The organism is uncultured Sphingopyxis sp., assembly GCF_900078365.1.
GTDB lineage: Bacteria > Pseudomonadota > Alphaproteobacteria > Sphingomonadales > Sphingomonadaceae > Sphingopyxis.
On the sequence record NZ_LT598653.1, the window covers coordinates 2,629,205 to 2,651,787 of the forward strand.

Annotated in this window: 26 protein-coding genes; 10 read left to right on the forward strand and 16 right to left on the reverse strand. The window is 66.6% G+C overall.

The genetic code is table 11. From position 1 onward, the window contains the following. Nucleotides 1–329 precede the first annotated feature (329 nt). From thiL to hisG, 4 genes are all read right to left on the reverse strand, one after another. The gene (gene thiL / locus QZL87_RS12155) at nt 330–1,262 is read right to left on the reverse strand and encodes a thiamine-phosphate kinase (protein ID WP_295319715.1); all 933 of its coding nucleotides are present in this window, start codon (nt 1,260–1,262) and stop codon (nt 330–332) included. A gap of 114 nt (nt 1,263–1,376) precedes the next feature. Then, a complete protein-coding gene (nusB, locus tag QZL87_RS12160) occupies nt 1,377–1,829 on the reverse strand; it encodes a transcription antitermination factor NusB (protein ID WP_295319717.1) in 453 nt (150 codons plus the stop codon). 140 nt (nt 1,830–1,969) lie between these two features. Further along, the gene (gene hisD / locus QZL87_RS12165) at nt 1,970–3,262 is read right to left on the reverse strand and encodes a histidinol dehydrogenase (protein ID WP_295319718.1); all 1,293 of its coding nucleotides are present in this window, start codon (nt 3,260–3,262) and stop codon (nt 1,970–1,972) included. After that, nucleotides 3,249–3,905, reverse strand: a complete 657-nt coding sequence (gene hisG / locus QZL87_RS12170; protein WP_295319720.1) for an ATP phosphoribosyltransferase — start codon at nt 3,903–3,905, stop codon at nt 3,249–3,251. Before hisG ends, hisD begins: the two co-directional genes overlap by 14 nt. Before the next feature lie 39 nt (nt 3,906–3,944). Between hisG and QZL87_RS12175 the strand changes: the two genes are divergently transcribed. Beyond that, a complete protein-coding gene (locus QZL87_RS12175) occupies nt 3,945–5,024 on the forward strand; it encodes a DUF2332 domain-containing protein (RefSeq protein WP_295319722.1) in 1,080 nt (359 codons plus the stop codon). A gap of 214 nt (nt 5,025–5,238) precedes the next feature. On the opposite strand, the gene QZL87_RS12180 is transcribed toward QZL87_RS12175, so the two are convergent. Further along, a complete protein-coding gene (locus tag QZL87_RS12180) occupies nt 5,239–5,706 on the reverse strand; it encodes a DUF1465 family protein (protein ID WP_295319724.1) in 468 nt (155 codons plus the stop codon). Between the two features lie 90 nt (nt 5,707–5,796). Continuing rightward, nucleotides 5,797–5,994, reverse strand: coding sequence for a DUF465 domain-containing protein (locus tag QZL87_RS12185; RefSeq protein ID WP_295319726.1), 198 nt, complete (start codon nt 5,992–5,994; stop codon nt 5,797–5,799). Nucleotides 5,995–6,117: 123 nt separating this feature from the next. On the opposite strand from QZL87_RS12185, the gene QZL87_RS12190 reads away from it, so the two are divergent. Then, nucleotides 6,118–6,276, forward strand: a complete 159-nt coding sequence (locus QZL87_RS12190) for a DUF465 domain-containing protein (protein WP_081933159.1) — start codon at nt 6,118–6,120, stop codon at nt 6,274–6,276. A gap of 44 nt (nt 6,277–6,320) precedes the next feature. Here QZL87_RS12190 and QZL87_RS12195 read toward each other — a convergent pair whose 3' ends face one another. The 4 genes from QZL87_RS12195 to QZL87_RS12210 form a co-directional block, all read right to left on the reverse strand. Then, a complete protein-coding gene (locus tag QZL87_RS12195) occupies nt 6,321–6,710 on the reverse strand; it encodes a PilZ domain-containing protein (protein ID WP_295319727.1) in 390 nt (129 codons plus the stop codon). 83 nt (nt 6,711–6,793) lie between these two features. Continuing rightward, entirely contained in the window at nt 6,794–7,255 is a 462-nt protein-coding gene (gene dksA, locus QZL87_RS12200) for an RNA polymerase-binding protein DksA (RefSeq protein WP_295319729.1), read from the reverse strand. Between the two features lie 344 nt (nt 7,256–7,599). After that, a complete protein-coding gene (locus tag QZL87_RS12205) occupies nt 7,600–7,917 on the reverse strand; it encodes a hypothetical protein (RefSeq protein WP_295319731.1) in 318 nt (105 codons plus the stop codon). Nucleotides 7,918–7,971: 54 nt separating this feature from the next. Continuing rightward, a complete protein-coding gene (locus QZL87_RS12210) occupies nt 7,972–8,853 on the reverse strand; it encodes a hypothetical protein (protein ID WP_295319733.1) in 882 nt (293 codons plus the stop codon). 155 nt (nt 8,854–9,008) lie between these two features. Between QZL87_RS12210 and QZL87_RS12215 the strand changes: the two genes are divergently transcribed. From QZL87_RS12215 to QZL87_RS12235, 5 genes are all read left to right on the forward strand, one after another. Further along, complete coding sequence (locus QZL87_RS12215; protein WP_295319735.1) at nt 9,009–9,353, forward strand: metalloregulator ArsR/SmtB family transcription factor; 345 nt, start codon at nt 9,009–9,011, stop codon at nt 9,351–9,353. Then, on the forward strand, nt 9,350–9,808 hold the full coding sequence (locus QZL87_RS12220; RefSeq protein WP_295319736.1) for an SRPBCC family protein: 459 nt from the start codon (nt 9,350–9,352) through the stop codon (nt 9,806–9,808). Before QZL87_RS12215 ends, QZL87_RS12220 begins: the two co-directional genes overlap by 4 nt. Nucleotides 9,809–9,886: 78 nt before the next feature. Further along, the gene (gene serS / locus QZL87_RS12225) at nt 9,887–11,167 is read left to right on the forward strand and encodes a serine--tRNA ligase (protein WP_295319738.1); all 1,281 of its coding nucleotides are present in this window, start codon (nt 9,887–9,889) and stop codon (nt 11,165–11,167) included. A 98-nt stretch (nt 11,168–11,265) separates the two neighbouring features. Then, nucleotides 11,266–12,027, forward strand: coding sequence for a 5'/3'-nucleotidase SurE (gene surE / locus QZL87_RS12230; RefSeq protein ID WP_295319740.1), 762 nt, complete (start codon nt 11,266–11,268; stop codon nt 12,025–12,027). Between the two features lie 156 nt (nt 12,028–12,183). Next, entirely contained in the window at nt 12,184–13,263 is a 1,080-nt protein-coding gene (locus QZL87_RS12235; protein WP_295319743.1) for a potassium channel family protein, read from the forward strand. On the opposite strand, the gene QZL87_RS12240 is transcribed toward QZL87_RS12235, so the two are convergent. Continuing rightward, complete coding sequence (locus tag QZL87_RS12240; RefSeq protein ID WP_295319745.1) at nt 13,248–13,577, reverse strand: DUF423 domain-containing protein; 330 nt, start codon at nt 13,575–13,577, stop codon at nt 13,248–13,250. The two genes, QZL87_RS12235 and QZL87_RS12240, sit on opposite strands and share 16 nt — an antisense overlap. Before the next feature lie 92 nt (nt 13,578–13,669). Here QZL87_RS12240 and rimO point away from each other — a divergent pair, with 92 nt between their 5' ends. Then, nucleotides 13,670–15,040 carry a 30S ribosomal protein S12 methylthiotransferase RimO gene (gene rimO, locus QZL87_RS12245; RefSeq protein ID WP_295319747.1) on the forward strand — a complete coding sequence of 457 codons (1,371 nt, stop codon included), beginning with the start codon at nt 13,670–13,672 and terminating at the stop codon, nt 15,038–15,040. A 62-nt stretch (nt 15,041–15,102) separates the two neighbouring features. Then, nucleotides 15,103–16,575 (forward strand): DUF4403 family protein, encoded by a 1,473-nt coding sequence (locus QZL87_RS12250; protein WP_295319749.1) that lies wholly within the window; start codon nt 15,103–15,105, stop codon nt 16,573–16,575. On the opposite strand, the gene QZL87_RS12255 is transcribed toward QZL87_RS12250, so the two are convergent. After that, nucleotides 16,576–17,589, reverse strand: a complete 1,014-nt coding sequence (locus QZL87_RS12255) for an inorganic phosphate transporter (protein ID WP_295319751.1) — start codon at nt 17,587–17,589, stop codon at nt 16,576–16,578. Between the two features lie 15 nt (nt 17,590–17,604). After that, the gene (locus QZL87_RS12260; RefSeq protein ID WP_295319753.1) at nt 17,605–18,729 is read right to left on the reverse strand and encodes a DUF47 family protein; all 1,125 of its coding nucleotides are present in this window, start codon (nt 18,727–18,729) and stop codon (nt 17,605–17,607) included. 213 nt (nt 18,730–18,942) lie between these two features. Between QZL87_RS12260 and QZL87_RS12265 the strand changes: the two genes are divergently transcribed. After that, nucleotides 18,943–20,463 (forward strand): NAD(P)/FAD-dependent oxidoreductase, encoded by a 1,521-nt coding sequence (locus QZL87_RS12265; protein ID WP_295326870.1) that lies wholly within the window; start codon nt 18,943–18,945, stop codon nt 20,461–20,463. A 105-nt stretch (nt 20,464–20,568) separates the two neighbouring features. Here QZL87_RS12265 and QZL87_RS12270 read toward each other — a convergent pair whose 3' ends face one another. Genes QZL87_RS12270 through QZL87_RS12280 form a run of 3 tightly spaced genes read right to left on the reverse strand, consistent with a single transcriptional unit; the run spans nt 20,569 to nt 22,557 of the window. Then, on the reverse strand, nt 20,569–20,751 hold the full coding sequence (locus tag QZL87_RS12270; protein ID WP_166938385.1) for a DUF3008 family protein: 183 nt from the start codon (nt 20,749–20,751) through the stop codon (nt 20,569–20,571). A gap of 23 nt (nt 20,752–20,774) precedes the next feature. Beyond that, the gene (locus tag QZL87_RS12275) at nt 20,775–21,710 is read right to left on the reverse strand and encodes an SDR family oxidoreductase (protein WP_295319755.1); all 936 of its coding nucleotides are present in this window, start codon (nt 21,708–21,710) and stop codon (nt 20,775–20,777) included. Nucleotides 21,711–21,723: 13 nt separating this feature from the next. After that, nucleotides 21,724–22,557 carry a DUF3298 and DUF4163 domain-containing protein gene (locus tag QZL87_RS12280; protein ID WP_295319757.1) on the reverse strand — a complete coding sequence of 278 codons (834 nt, stop codon included), beginning with the start codon at nt 22,555–22,557 and terminating at the stop codon, nt 21,724–21,726. Between the last annotated feature and the right edge of the window lie 26 nt (nt 22,558–22,583).

Below are 22,583 nucleotides of genomic sequence, written 5' to 3' on the forward strand. Positions count from 1 at the left end.
GCTTCCTTCCCATGAGAAGGGCGACGCAGAAGATAGCAGTCGAGCACGTCCGACTTATTGATGCCGGTTCGCTCTCTCCCCTGATGCGACCGCCCCAAATTTGGACGGGCGAGTTATGGGAAGAAAGGAAGCCAAGGGCAAGCCCGGTTGTTCGGCGCTTTTCCGGGCTTTCGGGATTAACGCATGATCGTCTCCGATCGAAGCACGCGAAAGAAGCCGTGTGCTCCCGCGAAGGCGGGAGCCCTGCCGGTGCAGTCCGGAACCCGCCGGAGATGGGTCCCCGCCTTCGCGGGGACACACGGCTTTTTTAGTCAGGGGCTATCACGCCGTCAGTGCATGAACCCGAGCCGGTCGGGCGGCGCGATGCGCTGCGCCCGGTGGGTGAGCATGATCCCCTCGCCCACCCCTGCATGGCCGATCGCCGTGACCGCGACGTTCAGCCCGGCTGCGATCTCGCGGATCATCCCCGCCACGCCGGGATCGGCGGCGAACAGGAGCTGATAGTCGTCCCCCGCGGTGGCGGCGGCAAGCCGCGTGTCGAGCACGTCGGGCCGCACCGCGAGCAGCGCCGCCGACAAAGGGACCGATTCGAGCATGATACCGATCTGGCACCCGCTCGCTTCCGCCATCCGCTGCGCGTCGATCAGCAGGCCGTCGGACACGTCCATCATCGCATGGACATGATTTGCGACCGCCTGCCCGAACGCCAGCTGCGGCTGCGGCCGATTATAGGCGGCCAGGCAGGTTTCGTTCGCATCCTCCTGCCCCAGCCGCATCGCGAGGCCGAGCCCGGCATTGCCGATCGTCCCCGTCACCCAGATCTGGTCGCCCGGCCGCACGCCGCTTCGCGCCGGGGCGCCGGTCGCGGGCGCCTTGCCGATGGCGGTCAGCCCGAAGCTGCGCGGCGCGCCCGCCGGAACGCCCACCGTATCGCCGCCGAGCAGCGGTACCTCGTACCGGCGCAGCACGTCGCCGAGACCGCGAACGAAGGCCGCGTCCCAGGCCGCGTCGCCGGTCAGGCTATATCCGACAAGCACGCCTTGCGGTACCGCACCCTTGGCCGCGAGATCGGAAAGGTTCACCGCGACGAGCTTCCATGCGACGTCCTGCGGCCGCTCGTCGGGAAGGAAATGAATGCCCTCGACGATCATGTCGTGGGTGAGGACGAGGTCGCCCAGCACCGCCGCATCGTCGGCCAGGCCGCGCGCGGCGGGGTCGGTCGCGATGCTTCGCAGGCGGGCGATGAAATCGGCTTCGCTCAACGCACTCACTCCTCCGTTCGCCCTGAGCTTGTCGAAGGGCCGTTCTTCCTTTGCTACGTAACAGAAGAAGGACAGTCCTTCGACAAGCTCAGGACCAACGGCATTATGGCAGCGTCAATTGGAAGCCCGCGCATCCTTGCCGATCGCGTCGAGCAGGCCGTTCGCGAACCCCGCCTCGCGCTGGTCGAAGAAGGCCTTGGCGACATCGACATATTCGCTGACCACCGCGCCGACCGGCACGTCGCCGCGCGCGATCAGTTCATAGGTGCCGGCGCGCAGGATCGCCTTCATCGTGCGGTCGAGCCGGTCCATCGTCCAGCCGCTCGCGAGCCGCAGGGTGATCGCCGCATCGATCTCGTCCGCGCGCGCGAGCACGCCTTTCACGATGTCGTCGAAGAAGGGAATGTCGGCATCGGCATATTCGGCGTCCTCGATGATCGCGCCGATGCGGTGCTGGTGGAACTCGTGGATGAGCTGCGCGACGGGCGTGGCTTCCATCTCGTGCTGATAGAGCGCCTGCACGGCGGCGAGGCGGGCGGCGGAACGGGATTGGGCGCGTTTGTTCATGGCTTTTTCTTCTAACTCAAATCGTATCTTAAACTAAGTCGTCATCCCGGCGAAGGCCGGGATCTCGCCGGTGGTTGTTGACGCAAGGTAGAGATCCCGGCCTTCGCCGGGATGACGAATATGAGGGGCTAACTGGCGGTCTATTTCAATCTGTTCCGGACGCTGAGCGCATGGGCGGGCAGCCCCTCGGCGCCGGCGAGCGCGACCGCCGCCGGGCCGATCGCGGCCAGCGATGCCTCGTCGAGCGCGAGGAAGCTCGTGCGCTTCATGAAATCGGTGACCGACAGCCCGCTCGAAAAGCGCGCGCGGCGTCCGGTAGGAAGAACATGGTTCGGACCCGCGACATAATCGCCGATCGCCTCCGGCGTCTGGCGGCCGAGGAAGACCGATCCGGCGTGGCGCACCTTGGCGAAGAGCGCGTCGGCTTCGGCGGGATCGACCGCGAGTTCGAGATGTTCGGGCGCGAGGCGGTCGCAGAGCGGGATCGCGTCGGCGAGCCTTGGCACGACGACCACCGCGCCATTGTCGGTCCAGCTCGCCTGCATCGTCGCCGCGGTGCCGAGCGTCGGGATGACATGCGCCACCGCCGCGGCAACCGCATCGGCGAAATCGCCATCGTCGGTGAAGAGAATCGACTGGCTCGTCGGGTCGTGCTCGGCCTGGCTCAAAAGATCGGCGGCGATCACATGCGGCTCGTTCCGATTGTCGGCGACGACGACGATCTCGCTCGGTCCCGCGACCATGTCGATGCCGACAACGCCGTAAAGCTGGCGTTTCGCTTCGGCGACCCAGGCATTGCCGGGGCCGGTGACGACGTCGACCGGCGCGATGCGGTCCGTGCCATAGGCGAGCGCCGCGATCGCCTGCGCCCCGCCGACGCGCCAGATTTCGTCGACGCCCCCGATATGCGCCGCGGCCATCACGACCGGATTGACCGCGCCGTCGGGCGTCGGCGTGACCATGACGATCCGCTCGACCCCCGCAACCTTCGCGGGCAGGATGTTCATCAGCACCGACGAGGGATAGGCGGCGCGCCCGCCCGGAACATAGACCCCCGCGGCATCGACCGCGCTCCAGCGCGCGCCGAGCCGCACGCCCGCACTATCGCGATAGTCGCGATCCTGCGGAAGCTGCGCGGCATGATAGGCGCGGATGCGTTCCGCCGCGAGGTTCAGCGCGTCGCGGAGGCCGGGGGCGAGCGCGTCATAGGCTTCGGCGCATTCGGCCTTCGAGATGCTCCACCCGCTCGCGTCCAGATCGAAGCGGTCGAACTTCGCGGTATAGTCGGCGAGCGCCGTGTCGCCCTCCGCCTTCACGCGCGCGATGATCGCCGCGACGTCGGCCGACACGTCGGACGCGCTCTCGCGCCGGTCGTTCACCAGCGCGTCGAACGCGGCCGCGAAGCCGGGCGCGGCTGCGTCAAGCCGCCGCATCGCCCGCCGCCTGACGGAAGCGTTCGACCAGCGCCGGCACTTCGGCCGAGCGCAGCTTGAACGCCGCGCGGTTGACGATCAGCCGCGCCGAGACCTCGCTGATGATCTTCTGTTCGGCGAGCGCATTCTCGACCAGCGTGCGCCCGGTCGAGACGAGATCGACGATGTGCGAGGCGAGCCCGAGCTTCGGCGCGATCTCCATCGCGCCATTGAGCTTGATGCACTCGGCCTGGATGCCCTGCGCCTCGAACCAGCGGCGCGTCGTCGCGGGATATTTGGTCGCGACACGGATATGACTTTCACCAAGCCCCGGCGGCGCGCTGCCCTCCGGCCCCGCGAGCGACAGGCGGCAGTGGCCGATGCCGAGGTCGACGGGGGCATAAAGCTCCGAATAGTCGAACTCGTCGACGACGTCCGACCCGACGATGCCGAGCTGCGCCGCGCCATGCGCGACGAAGGTCGCGACATCGAAGGCGCGCACGCGAATCAGAGAGATATGCGGCTGGTTTGTCCCAAAAACTAACGCTCTGCTTTTCTTGTCGAAAAACTCGTCCGAAGGTTCTATTCCGACGCGCGCGAGCAGGGGCAGCGCCTCATCGAGGATGCGCCCCTTCGGGATGGCAAAGATGATCGGTTCGGGCATAGGCTTGCGCGCCCATAAGCGGCGAGAGGAAAAAGGGCAATGAGCGAGCGTTACGAGTTCATTGACATGGCCGAAACCGGCCCCAGGGCTGTCCGCACCGCCTTTGCCAATCAGGTCGCCTATTGCCGCGCCAACGACGCGCGCGTGACCGCGCGCGTCGTCGCCGCGCTCGGCGCGCTGCTCGACAAGCCCGCAAGCGAATTTGCGCGCCGCATCGCCGGGTGGAAAGGCGCACCGCTCGCCGACGCGCTGCCGCTGCGCGCCGCTGGCGGCATCCACGCGCTCCACCTGTCCGAAGCGGCGCACGAACTCGCCCCCATCTATGCCGATGCGGAAGACATCAACGACGAAACCGTCGTCGCCGGCGTCGTCCGCCGGCACGACGCCGCGCTCCTGCCGTGGCTCGACGGTCCGCCGCAAACCAACGAAGCCGGCCGCTCGTCGAACTTCATCGCCGCGATGCTCTGGCTCGCCGATCAGGGACTGCCGCCGCGCTTCGACTGTCTCGAAATCGGATCGAGCGCCGGGATCAATCTGATGATCGACCGCTATCATTACGATCTCGGCGGCGTGCATGTCGGGCCGCGGCCGGGCGCGATCGCTTTCACCCCCGAATGGCGCGGCCGCCATCCGCCGATGCACGAAATCGACATCACGCGCCTGAAAGGCTGCGACGTCGCGCCCGTCGACCTCACCGATCCCGCGCAGGCGCTACGGCTCAAGGCCTATATCTGGCCCGAGCATGGCATCCGCTTCGCGCGCATCGAGGCCGCGACCGCCGCGGCGCACGAGGCGAAGCCGGACCTCGTCCGCGCCAACGCCGCCGATTTCGTCGAAGCCGAGCTCGCGAAGCCGCAGGCCGCGGGGACGACGCGCCTGCTGATGCATTCGATCGCCTGGCAATATATCCCCGCCGATCAGCAGGCGCGCGTCACCGCCGCGATGGAAGAAGCGGGCGCGCGGGCGACGGCCGAGCGACCGCTGGCGTGGATCGCGCTCGAGGCGAACCGGACGGTGCATCATCATGAACTGGCGGTGCGATATTGGCCGGGCGGCGAAGGCGGGCAAAAATTGGCGCACGCCCACGCGCATGGCGCATGGGTCGAGTGGCTGGGGTAACGACTCCAGCGGCAGCTTTGGGGTGGATCGACGACGTTTAGGAGTTGAGCTGTTTTCCCCTCCCGCAGGCGGGAGGGGCAGCGAAACTTGCGAACTTGTTCGCTAGTTGCAGCGGGGTGGGCAATCGCAACGTCGCTGCCCACCCCCGACCCCTCCCGCCTGCGGGAGGGGAGAAGAATGGCAGTTCCCCGCCGCAACCGGCCGCCCTATGCGATCAAAGCCGCGCTTCCAGCCGCGCGAGCAGCGCCTGCACCGGCGTCACCGCCGGCGCTTTCCAGCCGGCCTCCAGCACCGCAACGCGCTCGAACAGGCGCTCGCTCGCGGCGACGATCCGGCGGACCGGCACGTCGAACCCGGCGCAGACATCCCAGTCGGCGGCGACCGGCGCGCCGATGCGCGCCGCGCTGTCCTCCGGCCCGGCGCCGGGGTCGCCCGCGAACATCGCGCGGCGGTGGAGCAGCCAGGCAATGACGTGCATCAGCCGCGTCGTCGTCTTCAGCGATTCGCAGGCGAGGCCGATCTGCGCCGCCGCATCGCCGCCCACGCTGCCGAGGTCGCGCTGCGCGGCGAAGGCCGCATGCGCCTCGTCGGCGAGCAGCATCGCCTCGACATAGAGATTTTCGACCTGCGCGCGCTGCACCGGCGCGTCGATCGCCATCCTGTTCGTGTCCCCGCCGATCATGGCCGCAGCGATGCCACGCATCGCGCCGGGTCCGCAATCGCGGTAACCATCATTTGCCGCGGCTGTGCCGTTTTGATTCAGGCGGCCGCCTCAAGCGATGATGTCGGGCAGCAGCTGATCCTCGCACCAGGCGATCTCGTCGCGCAGCTTGAGCTTGCGCTTTTTCAGCCGCGCGATCTGCAGCTGGTCGGCGGCCGCCCCTTCGCCGAGCGCGATGATCGCGGCGTCGAGGTCGCGATGCTCGATGCGAAGCAGTTCCAGGCGCTGGGTAATTTCCTCGGGGCTCACGCGGCCTCCCTGCCACGTTCACCGCTGGTCCGCAACGGGGACCGCCCCGCCGAATCGTCACGACATCGGGACCGTTTCGTGATTTACTTCGCCCTGCCCATCGAGTCGAAAAGGAGAATGCCAATGAGCACGTCGCACCTTTCCACCCTGAAGTCCCGCCACGCGGACCTCGATGCGAAAATTGCGAATGAAGAGCGCCGTCCCGCCCCCGATACCGGAGTCGTCGCGCAGCTCAAGAAGCAGAAACTGAAACTCAAGGAAGAGATGCTCGCGATCGGCTGATCGCCAGCGCTATCGCCCCGCTGATGTCACCCGTTCCGGGACCATCAGCGCCGGCGGTAGAGAGGCCCCCGCTCGAGGCCCGTGCGCCGCAGATGCGGCGGCAGATCGGACTGCGAAACCACCTGACGACGAACGGACTGCGGATCGATCGCGCGGTCGAAGGCGATGCCGAACTTGCCGTCGCCGACCCAGATCACGCGCCCCGTGACCGGCCCGATGTTACGCAAGTCGACCTCGACCACCGCCCCTTGCGCGACGACGACCTTGCCCTCGGCCAACATCCCGCCGGGCGACAGGTTGCGCACGCGCACCGTGACGGGTTCGCCGCCGCCGGGCAGCGCCAGTTGCGCCTGCATGAACAGGCTGTCGCGATCGGCGCCGCGCGACAGCGCCGCGACCTCCTCGTCCACCGATGCCGGTCTTTGCGAATCCATTTGCGCCCCGTTTCTTTCGTATCGAGGCGCGGAATCTAAAGCCCGGCGGTTGCCGAATCGTAAATGGGGCGCGGAGCCCGCGATCAATCCTCGCGTGAAATCCGCTCGTTACGCTCGTGGCGCTCCTGCGCCTCCAGCGTCATCGTCGCGATCGGTCGCGCCTGCAGCCGCGCGAGCGAGATCGGCTCGCCGGTCACCGCGCAATAGCCATATTCGCCCTCGTCGATGCGGCGGATCGCCGAATCGATCTTGGCGATCAGCTTGCGCTGACGGTCGCGGGTGCGCAGTTCGATCGCCCAGTCGGTCTCGCTCGACGCGCGGTCGGCGAGGTCGGGTTCGCGCAGCGGACCATCCTGAAGATGCGCGAGCGTCGATTCCGATTCGGACAGGATCGATTTTTTCCAGGCGAGCAGCAGGCCGCGAAAATAATCCTGCTGCCGCTCGTTCATAAACTCTTCGTCGTCGCTGGGGACATAATCCGAATCGAGATTGGACCGGGCTTCACGAAGCGCATCTGCGCCAACATCGGCAATCTTGGTCGGCATGAGGGGCTCTCGCGTCCTTTCCTGTCACCGGCGGGCCGCGTAAGCGGCTCGGGGAGTGGCGCGCCTATACCCAGCCACCGGCCACGATACAAGCGCCGAAGCCGCCGATAGCGACGCGGCGTGAAGCGGGGATGAACCGGCCGCGCGCCGGGGGCGATTCCGGCGGCCGGTCCGGTTCGCTCCGGCGCCCGGAGAGAGACGCCGAATAGGTCCGAAGCTTAACCAATTGCATAGAATTGCTGTATAATCCGTGCTGTTTTGGGACAGATAATGCGTTTTTTGTTGATTCCGCGCTCCTTTTCCCGCTCTCGGACAGGCAAACGCGGTTAACAGAATTGCCGCGTTCACAAAGCTTTGGCCTTTTGGGCTATAGCGAAGGTGAATGGGGGGTGTCGGTCGCTGGCGCTCGCACCCGCAACGGGAAAGAAAGAGAAGCCTATGTCTGTCCGAATGGCCCTTGCCAAGCTTTGCGCCTGCACCTGCGGCGGGGCGATCATCGGTAGCGGCGCGATGCAGATCACCGACGTCCCGAAGGCGCGGGCGCAAGTCCAGTCCTGCTCGCCTTGCGTCGCCAAGAAAAAGGTCGTGCGCAAACGCCACGCGGCGCGCAAGAAGGTGAAGCGCGTCCGCCGCGTCGTCACGACGAAGAAGGTGATCCGCACCGTCACTCCGCAGACGCAGGTGGTGACGCAGACGATCCCCCTGCCCCCGATCCCCTACGCGCCCTTTCCGCAATCGGGCTGGGAAGGTGGCGGCGGCAGCGGCGGCGGCGGCGTGACGGTCATCGGCGGCGGCTTTGGCGGCGGTTTCGGGGGGGGCTTCTTCGGGGGTTTCTTCGGCGGCAGCTCGGGCGGCGGCAGCAGCGGCAGCATCGTCGTCACCTCGACGACGACCGGCGGCGTGTCGACCTCGACCAGCACCTCGTCGGGGGTGTCGACCTCGACCGGGGGCGTCTCGACGTCCACGGGCAGCGTTTCCACTTCAACGGGCGGGGTTTCGACTTCGACCGGCAGCGTCAGCACGTCGTCGGGCAATGTCTCGACCTCGACGGGCAGCGTCAGCACCTCGACCTCTTCGGGCAATGTGTCGACCTCGACCGGCAGCGTCAGCACCTCGTCGTCGAGCAGCAGCTCGTCGTCGAGTTCCTCTTCGTCGTCCTCATCCTCCTCGTCGAGCTCCTCGTCGTCGGGCGGCAGCTCGCACGGCCACGGCAGCTCGGGCTGGGGCAGTTCCTCGCACGGCGGGAGCTCGTCGCACGGGGGCAGCTCGAGCAGCTCGGGCGGATCGGGCAGCAGTTCGTCCTCCTCTTCCTCGTCCAGTTCCTCCTCCTCGTCGAGCAGCAGCACGTCGAGCGGCGCCACCTCGTCGGGCGCGACCGGCGGCAGCAGCAGCTTCGGCTCGACCGGCAGCAGCAGTTCGTCGTCGTCGTCCTCATCGAGCAGCAGCAGTTCGTCGTCGAGTTCCTCCTCGTCGAGCTCGGGCGGCAGCACCAGCAGTTCGTCGGGCGATCCGACCCCTGTTCCCGCGCCGCCGATGATGCTATTGTTCGGGGCAGCGGCAGCCGCGCTGGTCGCGCGCCGCCGCGCGGCGAATCGCAACGGCGACGACGCCGACGCGGCCTGAGAAATCCACTGGCGGTCAGGGGGGCTAACCCGGACCACCGAACTAAGGGCTGCCCCCTTCGGGGCGGCCCTTTTTTGGGTCCGGTCGAATCAGTTTGCGAAATGGAAAACTATTTGACATGGTTCACCATATGGCAAACCAAACACAGTCGCTCGATTCGGTTTTTCACGCGCTCGCCGATCCGACGCGGCGCGCCGTGATCAGCCGGCTTCTGGACGGCGCGGCGCCCGTCAAGCGCCTGTCCGAACCGTTCCAAATGGGTCTGCCCGCCTTTCTGAAACATCTTTCGGTGCTGGAGGCATCGGGACTGATCCACACCGAAAAGCACGGCCGTGTCCGCAACTGCCGCATCGATGCCGCGCGGCTCGCGGCGGCCGAGGGCTGGCTCGCGGAGCAACGCGCCATCTGGCAGGGCCGCACCGACCGCCTCGCCGCTTTCGTCGAATCGCAACACCCTCCGGAGGAGCCAACATGAGCAAAAGCGAACTCACGATCTCGCGCCACATCGCCGCGCCGCCATCGGCCGTGTGGGACGCGTGGAGCGACCCCGCAAAGCTTGCGCAATGGTGGATCCCCGCGCCGATCATATGCCGGGTCGACAAGCTCGACCTCACCCCCGGCGGCGGCTTCGTGACGCGGATGCGCGAGGGCGACGGCGATTTCCGGCCGCATGTCGACGGCTGCTTCCTCGAAGCGATTCCGAACGAACGCCTGGTCTTCACCACCGTCCTCACCGAAGGCTGGCAGCCTGCCGAACCCTGGCTCGCATTGACCGCGATCCTGACCTTCGAGGCGAAGGACGGCGGCACGCTCTACTCGGCGCGCGTGCTGCACAAGACCCCTGAGGACAGCGCGAAGCATGAAGAAATGGGCTTTTACGAAGGCTGGGGCACGGCGATCGGCCAGCTCGCGGCGCTGATCGAACGCTAATTGAAACCGTCGCCCCCGCCTTCGCGGGGGCGACGATCGAGACTTGCACCGCCCGCGCCGCAACGCCATAGCGCCGCCATGCACGACATCCGCCTGATCCGGGACGATCCCGCAGCGTTCGACGCCGGCCTCGCGCGCCGCGGCCTCGAACCTCTGTCCGCCGAAATCCTCGCCGCCGACGCATCGCTCCGCGCGCTGCAGACCGAGATCCAGGCCGCGCTCGCGCGCCGCAACGAGGCGTCGAAGCTGATCGGCCAGGCGATGGCCGGGGGCGACAAGGACAAGGCCGAGGCGCTGAAGGCCGAAGTCGCCGAACTCAAGGCCTCCCTCCCCGCGAAGGAAGAGGCCGAGCGCGAGCAGCTCGCCGCGCTGCAGGACAGACTCGCCGCGCTCCCGAACATTCCCGCCGCCGACGTTCCCGACGGCGAGGATGAGGAAGCCAATGCCGAGATTTCGCGGTGGGGCACGCCGCGCAGCTTCGATTTCAGCCCAAAGGAACATGCCGACTTCGCCCCCGCGCTCGGGCTCGACTTCGAAACCGCGGCCAAAATGTCGGGCGCGCGCTTCGCTTTCCTCAAAGGCCAGATGGCGCGGCTCGAACGCGCGCTCGGCCAGTTCATGATCGACCGGCAGACGATCGAGGCGGGCTATACCGAATGCGCGACCCCGCTGATGGTCCGCGACGAGGCGGCGTTCGGCACGGCGCAGCTGCCGAAATTCCGCGAGGACCTGTTCCAGACCACCGACGGCCGCTGGCTCATTTCGACCTCCGAAATGAGCCTGACCAACGCGGTGCGCGAGGAAATCCTCTCCGAAGCCGAGCTGCCGGTCCGCATGACCGCGCTCACCCCCTGCTTCCGCTCCGAGGCGGGTTCGGCGGGCCGCGACACGCGCGGCTATATCCGCCAGCATCAGTTCTGGAAGGTCGAGCTCGTCTCGATCGTCCGCCCCGAGGACAGCGACGCCGAGCTCGAACGCAAGACGCGCGCCGCCGAATCGATCCTCGAGGCGCTCGAACTGCCGTACCGGAAAATGCTGCTGTGCAGCGGCGACATGGGCTTCGCGGCGCGCAAGACCTATGACCTCGAAGTCTGGCTGCCCGGCCAGAACGCCTATCGCGAGATTTCGAGCTGCTCGAACTGCGGCGACTTTCAGGCACGGCGTATGAACACGCGTTTCCGCCGCGGGGATGCGAAGGGCAACGAGTTCGTCCACACGCTCAACGGCTCGGGCCTTGCGGTCGGGCGCACGCTCGTCGCGATCCTCGAAAACTACCAGCAGGCCGACGGCAGCGTCGATATTCCGAAGGCGCTGCTGCCCTATATGGGCGGGATTACGCGGCTGACCCCGATCAACTAACCATCGTCACCCCGGACTTGATCCGGGGCCCCGCTTTCGACGTTGCTGAGCGGGACCCCGGATCAAGTCCGGGGTGACGAAGAAGGAAAGACCGAATCTTGCGCATCCTCCTCACCAACGACGACGGCTATCACGCCCCCGGCATGGCGGTGCTGGAGGCGATCGCGCGCCAGCTTTCGGACGACATCTGGGTCTGCGCCCCGTCCGAGGAACAGTCGGGCGCCGGCCACTCGCTCACCCTCTCGCGCCCGGTGCGCATCCGCGAGCATGGCGAGCGGCGCTGGTCGTGCAGCGGCACCCCGACCGATTCGGTGATGATGGCGATCGGCAAGCTGATGCCCGAAAAGCCCGACCTGATCCTCTCGGGCGTCAACCGCGGCGCCAACCTCGGCGATGACATCACTTATTCGGGCACCGTCTCGGCGGCGATCGAGGGCGCGCTCGCGGGCATTCCGGCGATCGCGCTCAGCCAGGTCTATGCGAAGGAAGGCATGGGCGACAGCGTGCCGTTCGAGGCCGCCGAACAATGGGGCGCGAAGGTGTTGCGCCCGCTGCTCGATTTCGACATGGCGCCGCGCACGCTGATCAACGTCAACTTCCCCGCGATCCCCGCCGCCGAGGTCAGGGGCATCCGCGTGACGCGGCAGGGCTTTCACGATTACGGCCGCGGCTCGATCGTCGAGGGCACCGACCCGCGCGGCTACCGCTACTACTGGTTCGGCCTCCACGGCATCGAGCACAGCCTCGGCCACGACAGCGACCTGGAAGCGATCGACGACCGATATATCTCGGTCACTCCGCTCCAGCTCGACCTGACCCACGACGCCTCGCTCGCCGCGCTGCGCGGCGCTTATGGCTAGGAACCGTCGCCCCCGCGAAGGCGGGGGCCGCTGGCAACATTTTGCTTCGTCGCCGCGTAAGCCCGACAGCGGCCCCCGCCTTCGCGGGGGCGACGGACTTGGCCGATTGAAATCAACCGCTAGCCACCGCCCCCGTGCTTTGGCACAAGGGCCGCGATGAGCAAGCGGCCGAACCCGAAGCTGCAGATTCAGAGCGGCCTTCACCTGCTGAAGCGCGCGAGCAAATGGCCGATCTGGGCCGACCTCGCTACGCGGCTCGGCATCGCCTTCTTCCTGATCGCGATCGTCGTGCTCGTCCACTGGATCGACCGCGCGGGGCTGAAGGACAGCCACGACGGCCAGATTAGTTTCCTCGACGTCGTCTATTTCACGATGATCTCTGTCACCACCACCGGCTTCGGCGACATCGCGCCGGTGTCCGACCGCTCGCGGCTGATCGAGGCGGTGATCGTGACGCCGATCCGCATCGCGGTGCTCTTCATCTTCGTCGGCACCGCCTATCAGTTCGCGATCAAGAAAATATGGGAAAAATGGCGTATGGCCCGCATTCAGGAAAAGCTCACCGACCATATCGTCGTGCTCGGCTATGGTATCAGCGGTGCCGAAGCGGTGCATGAACTGATCCAGCGCGGCACCGATCCCGCGTGCATCGTCGTGATCGATCAGTCGCGAAGCCGCATCAATGCCGCGCAAACCGCGGGCTGCAACGTGCTGGAGGGCGATGCCTCGAACGACGAGACGCTGATCGACGTGCGCATCGCCGAGGCGCAATCCGTGCTCGTCTCTGCCGGCCGCGACGACACGTCGATCCTGATCGTGCTCACCGTGCGCCATCTCGCGCCGCATGTGCCGATCAGCGTCGTCATCCGCGCGCAGGACAATGAGCTGCTCGCGCGGCAGGCGGGCGCGAACAATGTCATCAACCCGGTCAGCTTCACCGGGCTGCTGCTCGCGGGGTCGGCGCAGGGCGCGCATGTCGCCGACTATATGGCCGACCTCGCCAGCATCGGCGGCCGCGTCCAGCTGCGCGAGCGGCCGGTCGCCGCCGAGGAGGTAGGACGCAGCCTCGATCACCTATCGAGCGGCGGCCGGGGCCTGCGCGTCTATCGCGGCGGCAAACCCTATGGCTTCTGGGAGCCCGAGGTGCAGCGGCTCGAAGCCGGCGATCAGGTCGTCGAGGTCATCAGCTGCGAGCCATCCGAAGCGAGCGTGCCGGGCGATCAGCCCCGCCAGTAGAGCCAGCCCGCCCAGAGCCAGCCGATGATCAGCAGCCCGCCGCCGATCGGCGTCACCGCACCCAGCCAGCGCGGCGCGCCCAATGCCATCGCATAGAGGGTCAGCGCAAAGATCGCCGCGCCGCCGAGCAGCATGATCGCGGGCCCGCGCGCGAAGCCCATGATCGCGAGCGCCGCGACCGCGTGGACCAGCTGGTAGACGCCGCCGGTGCGCAGCCATTCGGCCTCCTGCGGCCCCGATGCGCCATGCGCGCCGAACGCGCCCGCCGCGACCGCCATCGCCGCCGAAATCGCCGCAAACGCCCCGATCGCCATACGCTCTGCCCTTTCGTCCGAACCGCGCGCTCCATGCCCCGACGCGCCGCGCGTGACAAGGGGCGCGAAATCGACTATGGGCGCCGCCGATCATGACAGTCAAAACGCTCCCCACCCAGCCGAAGGTCGGCATGGTTTCGCTCGGCTGCCCCAAGGCGCTCGTCGACAGCGAACGGATTCTCACGAAGCTGCGCGCCGACGGTTACGGCCTGTCGCCCGATTATGCGGGCGCCGACGTCGTGCTCGTCAACACCTGCGGCTTCCTCGATTCGGCGAAGGAAGAAAGCCTCGAGGCGATCGGCGAAGCGATGGCCGAGAACGGCCGCGTCATCGTCACCGGTTGCATGGGCAATGAGGCCGAGGTCATCCGCGCGCGCTTTCCCAAGGTGCTCGCGGTCACCGGCGCGCATCAATATGAGCAGGTCGTCGATGCCGTCCACGACGCCGCGCCGCCCACCCAAGGCCCCTTCATCGACCTCGTCCCCGAGGGCGGGCTGAAGCTCACCCCGCGCCACTACAGCTATCTGAAGATCAGCGAAGGCTGCAACCACAGCTGCTCCTTCTGCATCATCCCCGACCTGCGCGGCAAGCTGGTGTCGCGCCGCGTCGATGCGGTGCTGCGCGAGGCCGAGAAACTCGTCGCCGCGGGGACGAAGGAACTGCTGGTGATCAGCCAGGACACCTCGGCCTATGGCGTCGACATCCGCCACGACCCGCGCCAATGGCACGGCCGCGAAGTGCGCGCGCATATGACCGATCTCGCGCGCGAACTCGGCCAGCTTCGGACGAGCGAAGGCCGCGCGCCGTGGGTGCGCCTCCACTATGTCTATCCCTATCCGCACGTCGACGCGGTGATCCCGCTGATGGCCGAAGGGCTGCTGACGCCTTACCTCGACATCCCGTTCCAGCACGCGAGCCCGAGCGTCCTCAAGCGCATGAAGCGCCCGGCGAACGAAGCGAAGGTGCTCGAACGGCTGAAGGCGTGGCGCGCCATCGCTCCCGACATCGCGATCCGCTCGAGCTTCGTCGTCGGCTTCCCCGGCGAGACCGAAGAGGATTTCCAGTATCTTCTCGACTGGCTCGACGAAGCGCAGCTCGACCGCGTCGGCGCCTTCCGCTTCGAACCCGTCGCGGGGGCGCAGGCGAATGCGCTCGACGATCCGGTGCCCGAAGAGGTCAAGGAAGAACGCTATCAGCGCATCATGGCGAAGACCGCCGCGATCAGCGCCGCGAAGCTCGCCGCCAAGATCGGCCGCACCCTCCCCGTCATCATCGACGAAGTCGGCGAGGCCGATGAGGAAGGCAGCATCGGCGCCACGGGCCGCAGCCAGGCCGACGCGCCCGAGATCGACGGCCATGTCTATCTGCGCGACGTCGCGGGGACGCTGCAGGCGGGCGACATCGTCGATGTCGAAATCGAGGACGCCGACGAGCACGACCTGTTCGGGGTCGTCGCGAGTTGACACGATAGCGGAACGGCTTTGGCCTTTCGATGTTATCCAGAGACATCGAACAGAGGCCGTTCATGCGTATCTCGAGGCTTGCCGCACTGCTTTCGCTGGGATTGCTCGCCGCCTGCGATCGCCGGGTCGAAGTCGAAGCGCCGCCGCGCGCGACCGAAAAAGCCCCCTCCCCGACGCAGGTTTCGCTGATCGCGGTGCCGATCGAGGCCGGCACGGCTTCGCTCAAGCAGGCGCTCGAACGCGCGGTGCCGCGAACCTTGTGGACGATCGACCGGCGCGAGCGCGCCTGCGTCAGGCCGCAGCGGGTCGAGGTCTTCGGCCGAAAGGTCAAGGTCACCCCGCCGATCGCCTGCACGATCACCGGACGAGTGACGCGCGGGGCCCTGCGGCTGCGCGGCGAGGGCGATGAGTTCGTCGTCGACGTGCCGCTCCATGCCCGGATCAGCGCACGCGACGTCGGCGGGGTGCTGAAGGGCGAGACCGCGACCGGCGCGGCGATGGCGCATGCGCGCATCCGCATCGAGCTGACGCCCGACTGGCGCACGCGGGGCAAGGCGCGCGTCACCTATGGCTGGACGCGGGCGCCGGGGATCGACTTTCTGGGCAAGCGGATCACCTTCACCGACGAGGCCGACGAGAAGCTGAAACCCGTGGTGGCGAGCGTCGAGCGCGAGGTGGCGCGCGAGATCGCGAAGATCGACATCCGCGGGCAGGCGGCCGACGTCTGGCGTCAGGCCTTCACCTCGCTCGAACTCAACCGCGAAAATCCGCCGGTGTGGATGCGCGTCACACCGCAACGCCTTCTCTACGGCGGCTACCGGCTCGACGGGCAGCGGATTCGTATCGACCTGGGGCTCGAGGCCGTCACCGAAAGCTTCGTTTCGGAACGCCCGCCCGATCCCGCACCCACGCCGCTCCCCCGTCTCGTCCGCGAGACGCCGCGGCCGCATCTCGACGTGCGCGTTCCCGTGATCGCCGACTATGCGCAGTTGCAACCGGTCATCGACCGCGCGCTCGCCAAGCGGGCGACGCGGCCCTTCGTACTGCCGAAGCTCGGCGCGATGGATGTGCGTTTCGGCAAGTCGACCCTCTATGGCGTCCCCGGCGGGCGGGTCGCGGTCGGCGTCGATGTCGAGGCGCGGCTGCGCGCGCGCGGCGGCGCGCCGACCCGCGGCCGCATCTGGATGACCGCGGTGCCGGTGAACGAGCCCGGATCGGCGAAAGTCCGCTTCACCGGCCTCGAGGTTAATGGCGACACCGACGGCGTCGGCGGCGACCTGCTCATCCTGCTCGGTCGCAGCGAGGGGTTCGCGCCGCTGATCGCCGATGCGCTGACGCAGAATTTCACCCGCGACCTGAACGAGTTGCAAGGCAAGATCAGACGCGCGGTGGACCAGCGCCGCGAGGGCGCCTTCGTCATCCGCACGCGCATCGACGGCTTCGAAACCGGCGCGATCAAGGCCTATGGCGATGGGCTCTATCTGCCGGTGCGGATGATCGGCGCGGCGAGCGTCGATTATCGTCCGGCGAAATGATCAGAACAGACGCGTGATCGCGTAGAAGGCGGCCGCGACGACCGCGCTCGCCGGGATGGTGATGAACCAGGCCGCGACGACGTTGCCCGCGACGCCCCAGCGCACCGCGCTCGCACGGCGCGCGACGCCGGCGCCGATGATGCTGCCGGTGATCGTGTGCGTGGTCGATACCGGAATGCCGAGCAGGCTCGCGGTGAAGACCATGATCGACCCGCCGGTCGAGGCGGCGAAGCCCTGATGGTGCGACAGCTTGGTGATGCGGCCGCCCATCGTCTCGATGATCTTCCATCCGCCCGACAGCGTGCCCAAGGCGATCGCGATGTAGCAGGCGAAGGCGACCCAGTGCGGCACATGGAATTCGCCCGACAGATAGCCGGTCGAATAGAGGAGGACCGCGATGATCCCCATCGTCTTCTGCGCGTCGTTGAGCCCGTGGCTGAGCGAATAGGCGGCCGAGGAAAGGAGATGGAGGTAGCGGAAGGTCGTTTCGGCGAATTTGGCGGTGGCGCGGCGAAGTGCCCAACTGCTGACGAGCATGACCAGCATCGCGAGCAGCATGCCGAGCATCGGCGACAGGAAGATCGCGATCACCGTCTTGTTGAGACCGGCCCACTGGATACCTTCGAACCCGGCATGCGCGACCCCCGCGCCGACGATCCCGCCGACCAGCGCATGGCTGGACGAGGAGGGTATGCCCTTGAGCCAAGTGACGATGTTCCAGAACATCGCGCCGACGAGCGCGCCGAACACGACCGCCGGGGTCACCAGATCCTTGTCGATCAGGCCCGCGCCGATCGTCTCCGCCACCTTGTGCAGCGCCGGGAAGGCCAGGCTGAGGAAATAGGCGGCGAAGTTGAAGAAGGCGGCGAACAGCACCGCCTGCACCGGGCGCAGCAGACGCGTCGCGACCACCGTCGCGATGCTGTTCGCGGCATCGTGCAGCCCGTTCAGAAAGTCGAACGCCAGCGCGAGGAGGATGAGGCCGGCGAGGAGCGGGAAAGCGAGTTCGTGCATGAAGGACGCCCCCGCTTATGCGTGGTCGATGACCAGGCCGTCGATTTCGTTCGCGACATCCTCGAAGCTGTCGGTGACGCGTTCGAGATGGCGGAAGAGCTCGCGCGCGATCAGGAAGCGGGTCGGGTTCGCCTCGCCATGCTCACGGAACAGGCGCTTGAGCCCCGCCGCGTGAATCTCGTCGGCATGGCCCTCCATCCGCACCAGCCGCTCGGTGAGTTCGTGGAGGCGCGGGCCGTTGGCGCCGATGTTGCGGAGCAGCGGCAGTGCTTCCGCCGTCAGCCGCGCGGCATCGACGATGATGCCGGCGATGTCGCGCATCTCGGGCTCGAACTCGGTGACGTCGTAGAGGTCGACCGCGCCCGCGGTCTTCTGCATCTCGTCGATCGCATCGTCCATCGAGGCGATGAGGTCGGTGATCGCACTGCGGTCGAACGGGGTCAGGAAGGTGCGGCGGACGGTCTGCAGCACTTCGCGCGTAATCGCATCGGCATCATGCTCGCGCTCGATGATTTCCTGGACATGATCTTCCATGCCCTCCCCGCCCTGCAGCATCCGTGACAGCGCGTTGGCCCCGGCGACGAGCGTCGCGGCGTGGCTTTCGAACAGCTCGAAGAAATTTCCCTGTCGCGGCAGCAAACGCTGAAACCATGCGAACATCCGGCTTACCCCTGTCTTTTCGCTTATATTCTGGACCACGTCGCGCGGCTGCGCGACGGCGCGGAACCCCCCGTCGCCGAACGAGCGGATCAATGCCTGCAAATCGGCTTCGTCGACCGCCTTCGCGGCTTCGCGGAACGGGAACCATTTGCGTTCCCGCTCGTCCATTTCCTTCCACTCGTCGAGCTCGTTGGTCACCGCAAGCGGAAAAACCTCGACATTGTACATGATCGACGCGCCGTTCGCCCGGCGCTTCCTATATTCATAGCTGCCGATCGGCGTCGGGCACACCGCGCCGATGACGCCCGCCTCCTCCTCGGCCTCGATCGCGGCGGCCGCGTGGCGCGCCATTCCGTTCAGCGGATTGCCCTTCGGCACCACCCAGCGTTTCGTTTCGCGCGAGGTGATCAGCAGGATTTCGGTCGGGCCGTCCTGCGCCGGGCCGCCGAATCGATAGGGAAGGACCGCGATCTGGCGCACTTAGATCAATCCTTTCCTATAGTTGATACGGTGCAATGGCAGAATGATGACAATTGGATTTCGCCCCTATGACAATAATGTGACAGCGACAAGGGAGAGGCCTCTAGATCCCTCTACTTTCACGGCTGTCAATTCGATTGCAAAATGCAACGCGGTGCGTAAGCTGCCACCCAAAGACAGATGGGAGACGAGACGATGGCAGGCACGGCGACGATGGAACGCCCCGTGGACGCGAAGGCTGCACCGGTCGATCAGGACGTGCTGATCGTCGGCGCCGGCATTTCGGGCATCGGCATGGCCGTGCATCTCCAGATGAATTGCCCCGACCGCAGCTTCGCGCTGGTCGAGCGCCGCGAGCAGCTTGGCGGCACCTGGGACCTGTTCCGCTACCCCGGCATCCGTTCGGACAGCGACATGCACACGCTCGGCTTCATCTTCGAACCCTGGAAGCACGAGAAATCGATCGCCGACGGCCCGGCGATCCTCGAATATCTGAACCGCATCGTCGACGAGCGCCATATCCGCGAGCGTATCCGCTTCGACCGCAAGGTCGTCGGCGCCGACTGGGACAGTGCTGCGGCGCGCTGGACGGTGACGATGGAGGACAGCAAGGGTGCGACTTCGACGACCACCGCGCGCTGGCTCTACCTCGGCTCGGGCTATTATGATTATGACGAGCCCTTCGATGCCGGGTTCGCGGGGCGCGAGGATTTCCAGGGGCAGATCATCCACCCGCAATTCTGGCCCAAGGACCTCGATTACCAGGGCAAGAAGGTCGTCGTGATCGGATCGGGCGCGACCGCGGTCACCATCGTGCCGTCGATGAAGGGAGCGGCGCACGTCACGATGCTCCAGCGCACCCCGACCTGGTATTTCATCCGCCCGGCCAAGGACGGCTTCGCCAATTTCCTGCGCAAATTCCTGCCCGAAGAGCTCGCCTACAAAATCACGCGCTTCAAGAATGTCCGGTTGCAGGACATCGCCTTCCGCCGCGCGCGCGAGAAGCCCGAGAAGGTCAAGGAGTTCCTGACCAAGAAGCTGAAGGAAAGCCTTGGCGACCATTATGACGCCGAAGCCTTCACCCCGCCCTACAATCCGTGGGAGCAGCGGCTGTGCCTCGTTCCCGACGCCGATTTCTTCGAAGCGATGAAGGCAGGCGAGGCATCGGTCGTCACCGATCATATCGAGAAGTTCGACAGCACGGGCATCCAGCTCAAGTCGGGCAAACATCTCGACGCCGACATCATCATCACCGCGACGGGGCTGAAGCTCGCGGTCGCAGGCAAGATTCCGGTGCGTGTCGACGGCGAGCCCGTCAACTGGCACGATCATTATTATTACAAGGCGTGCATGTTCTCGAACGTCCCGAATTTCTCGGCGGTGTTCGGATATCTCAACGCGAGCTGGACGCTGCGCGCCGATATCGTGTCCGAATATGTCTGCCGCGTGCTCAATCATATGCGCGATACGGGAACGACGGTCGCGACCCCGGCGCTCGCCGATCCGGCGAGCCTCGAAGAGGAAAATGTCTTCGACTTCTCGTCAGGCTATATCCAGCGGTCGCTGCACATCATGCCCAAGAGCACGGCGTCGCTGCCATGGCGGCTCAGCCAGAATTATGTGCAGGACCGCGTCGACATGCGCACCGGGGCGATTGCCGACGGCGTGCTGACGTTCAGCAACGCGGACGCGACCGTAGCGGCAGCGCCCGCGGAACTCGAAGCGGCGGAATAAAGCACGTCGCCCCCGCGAAGGCGGGGGCCGCTGGAGAGATAGCGCAAGGCCGATAGCGGCCCCCGCCTTCGCGGGAGCGACGTGGAAATCGGCGGCCCCGCTTTGTCAATCCGCGTGCTCGGGCTTGCCCTTGGTCGAGCCCTTGGCGAAATCCTCGAGCTGTTTTTCGGTCATGCTGTCGACCATCTGTTTCGACGCGCCTTTCAGTTTCGACTTGGGCGTGTCGCCGCGCTTGGCGCTGAGCGCGGCGCCGGCGGCTTTCTGCTGGGCTTTCGATTTGGCTGGCATGGTCTCTCTCCTTGCCCGCCCCGCTAGCCATTAACGATTGTGCCGCCGTTGGGATGCAGCACCTGACCCGACATATAGCTGCTGTCGTCGCACGCGAGGAACAGAAAGCAGGGCGCGACCTCATTGGGTTCGCCGGGCCGTTTCATCGGCGTGCTTTCACCGAACGTGGCGACCTTTTCGGCGGGCGCACCGCCGCGCGGGTTGAGCGGGGTCCAGATCGGGCCGGGCGCGACGCCGTTCACGCGAATGCCCTTCTCGACCAGATTTTCGCTCAAGGAACGGGTGAAGGCGGTGATCGCGCCCTTGGTGGCGCTGTAATCGAGCAGGCCCTTCGACCCCTGATACATGGTCACGCTGGTGCAATTGACGATCGCGGCTCCTTTTTTGAGGTGCGGCAGCGCAGCCTGAACCAGATAGAACATGCCGAAGATATTGGTCGCGAAGGTCCGCTGCAGTTGGTCCTCGCCGATGTCGCGGATATCCGCCGCCGGATGCTGCTCGCCGGCATTGTTGATGAGAATGTCGAGGCGACCGAGCTTCTCGACCGTCTGCGCGACGATCTTTTCGCCCGCCTTCGGCTTGCCGACATCGGCCTTGATCGCAATCGCCCGCCGCCCTTCGGCCTCAACGATTGCGGCGGTTTCGACCGCGTCGGCTCGGTTCTCGAGATAGACGACCGCGATGTCGGCGCCCTCGCGCGCGAAGAGCGCGCAGACCGCGCGGCCGATGCCGCTGTCGCCGCCGGTGACGATCGCCACCTTGCCGTCGAGCCGCCCCGACCCCGGGTAGCGCGGCTGCCATTTCGGGGCGCGGTCGAGGTCGGATTCGCGGTCCGACGGCGGCTGGGCTATCGTCTTGCCGCTCCCGACTTCGCGGCGCAGCTTGGCCGCCGCGCTCCGCTTGCCCTTCTTTTCCTTCGCGCTTTCGCCGACCTTGCCGGCTTTGGGCCGCTTCGCCATCGCTTGTCCTTGTTCAGTTGATGGGGAGAAAGTCGCGCGCGAACTCGTCTTTCACGACCTTGACGAGCGCGCCGGTCATCGGGACGTTGATCTTCCAGCTTCCCTCGGCATAGGGGCCGATCTCATAGGGCGCGATCGCGATCGTCAGGCGGTCGAGATAACGCCCGTCCGACGAGCCGAGCCACACGGTCTGCGCCGACGCAGGCGGGCATTTGGCGAAGACGCCATCGGGCGCTTCGTCAATCGCGATCCCTCTCGCCGCCTTCGCGCGCTCGATCGCAGCGCAAAAGGGTTCGCGGACCGCCGCGTCGAACGCCGCGCTGCTCTTGAACAGGTCGAGCGGCTTCATCCGCTCGCGCCGGTTGCGATCCCAGATCAGCGTATCGAAACTCTGCATGCCGTGCGCGCCGCCCGAATAGGTTCCGATCTCCGCCGACAGGCTCAGGAAACGCGGGGTGCTGGTGACGCGCTTCCAGGTCTGGAGATGGCTATGTTTGCGATAGGGGAAACCCTCTTTCTCCGCCGCCGCCTTGTCGCGTCCGGCCGCGGTGACGAGCGCCTCGCGTTTCGTCGCCCGATCTTCGTCGAGCAATTTCGCCAGTTCGGGAATTTGCGCGGCGTCCGCCGGATAGGCATAGGCGAATTCGATCAGCTCATTGTCTTCGCTGACGTTCGAAGCGGGCGCCTGCTTTGCGGCCTCGTCGACGGCGCCCTGCGGCGGCGCGCCGGGCACCGACGCCGCGGCCACTTTCTCCGCCTTGGTCGGCGCGTCTTCGGAACAGCCCGCCAGCAACAGCGCGCCGGCAAGGATCGGGATGGCGTTTCGCCAGGCCTTTTCAGTCATCATGCCGACATAACGCCGGGAATCGACAA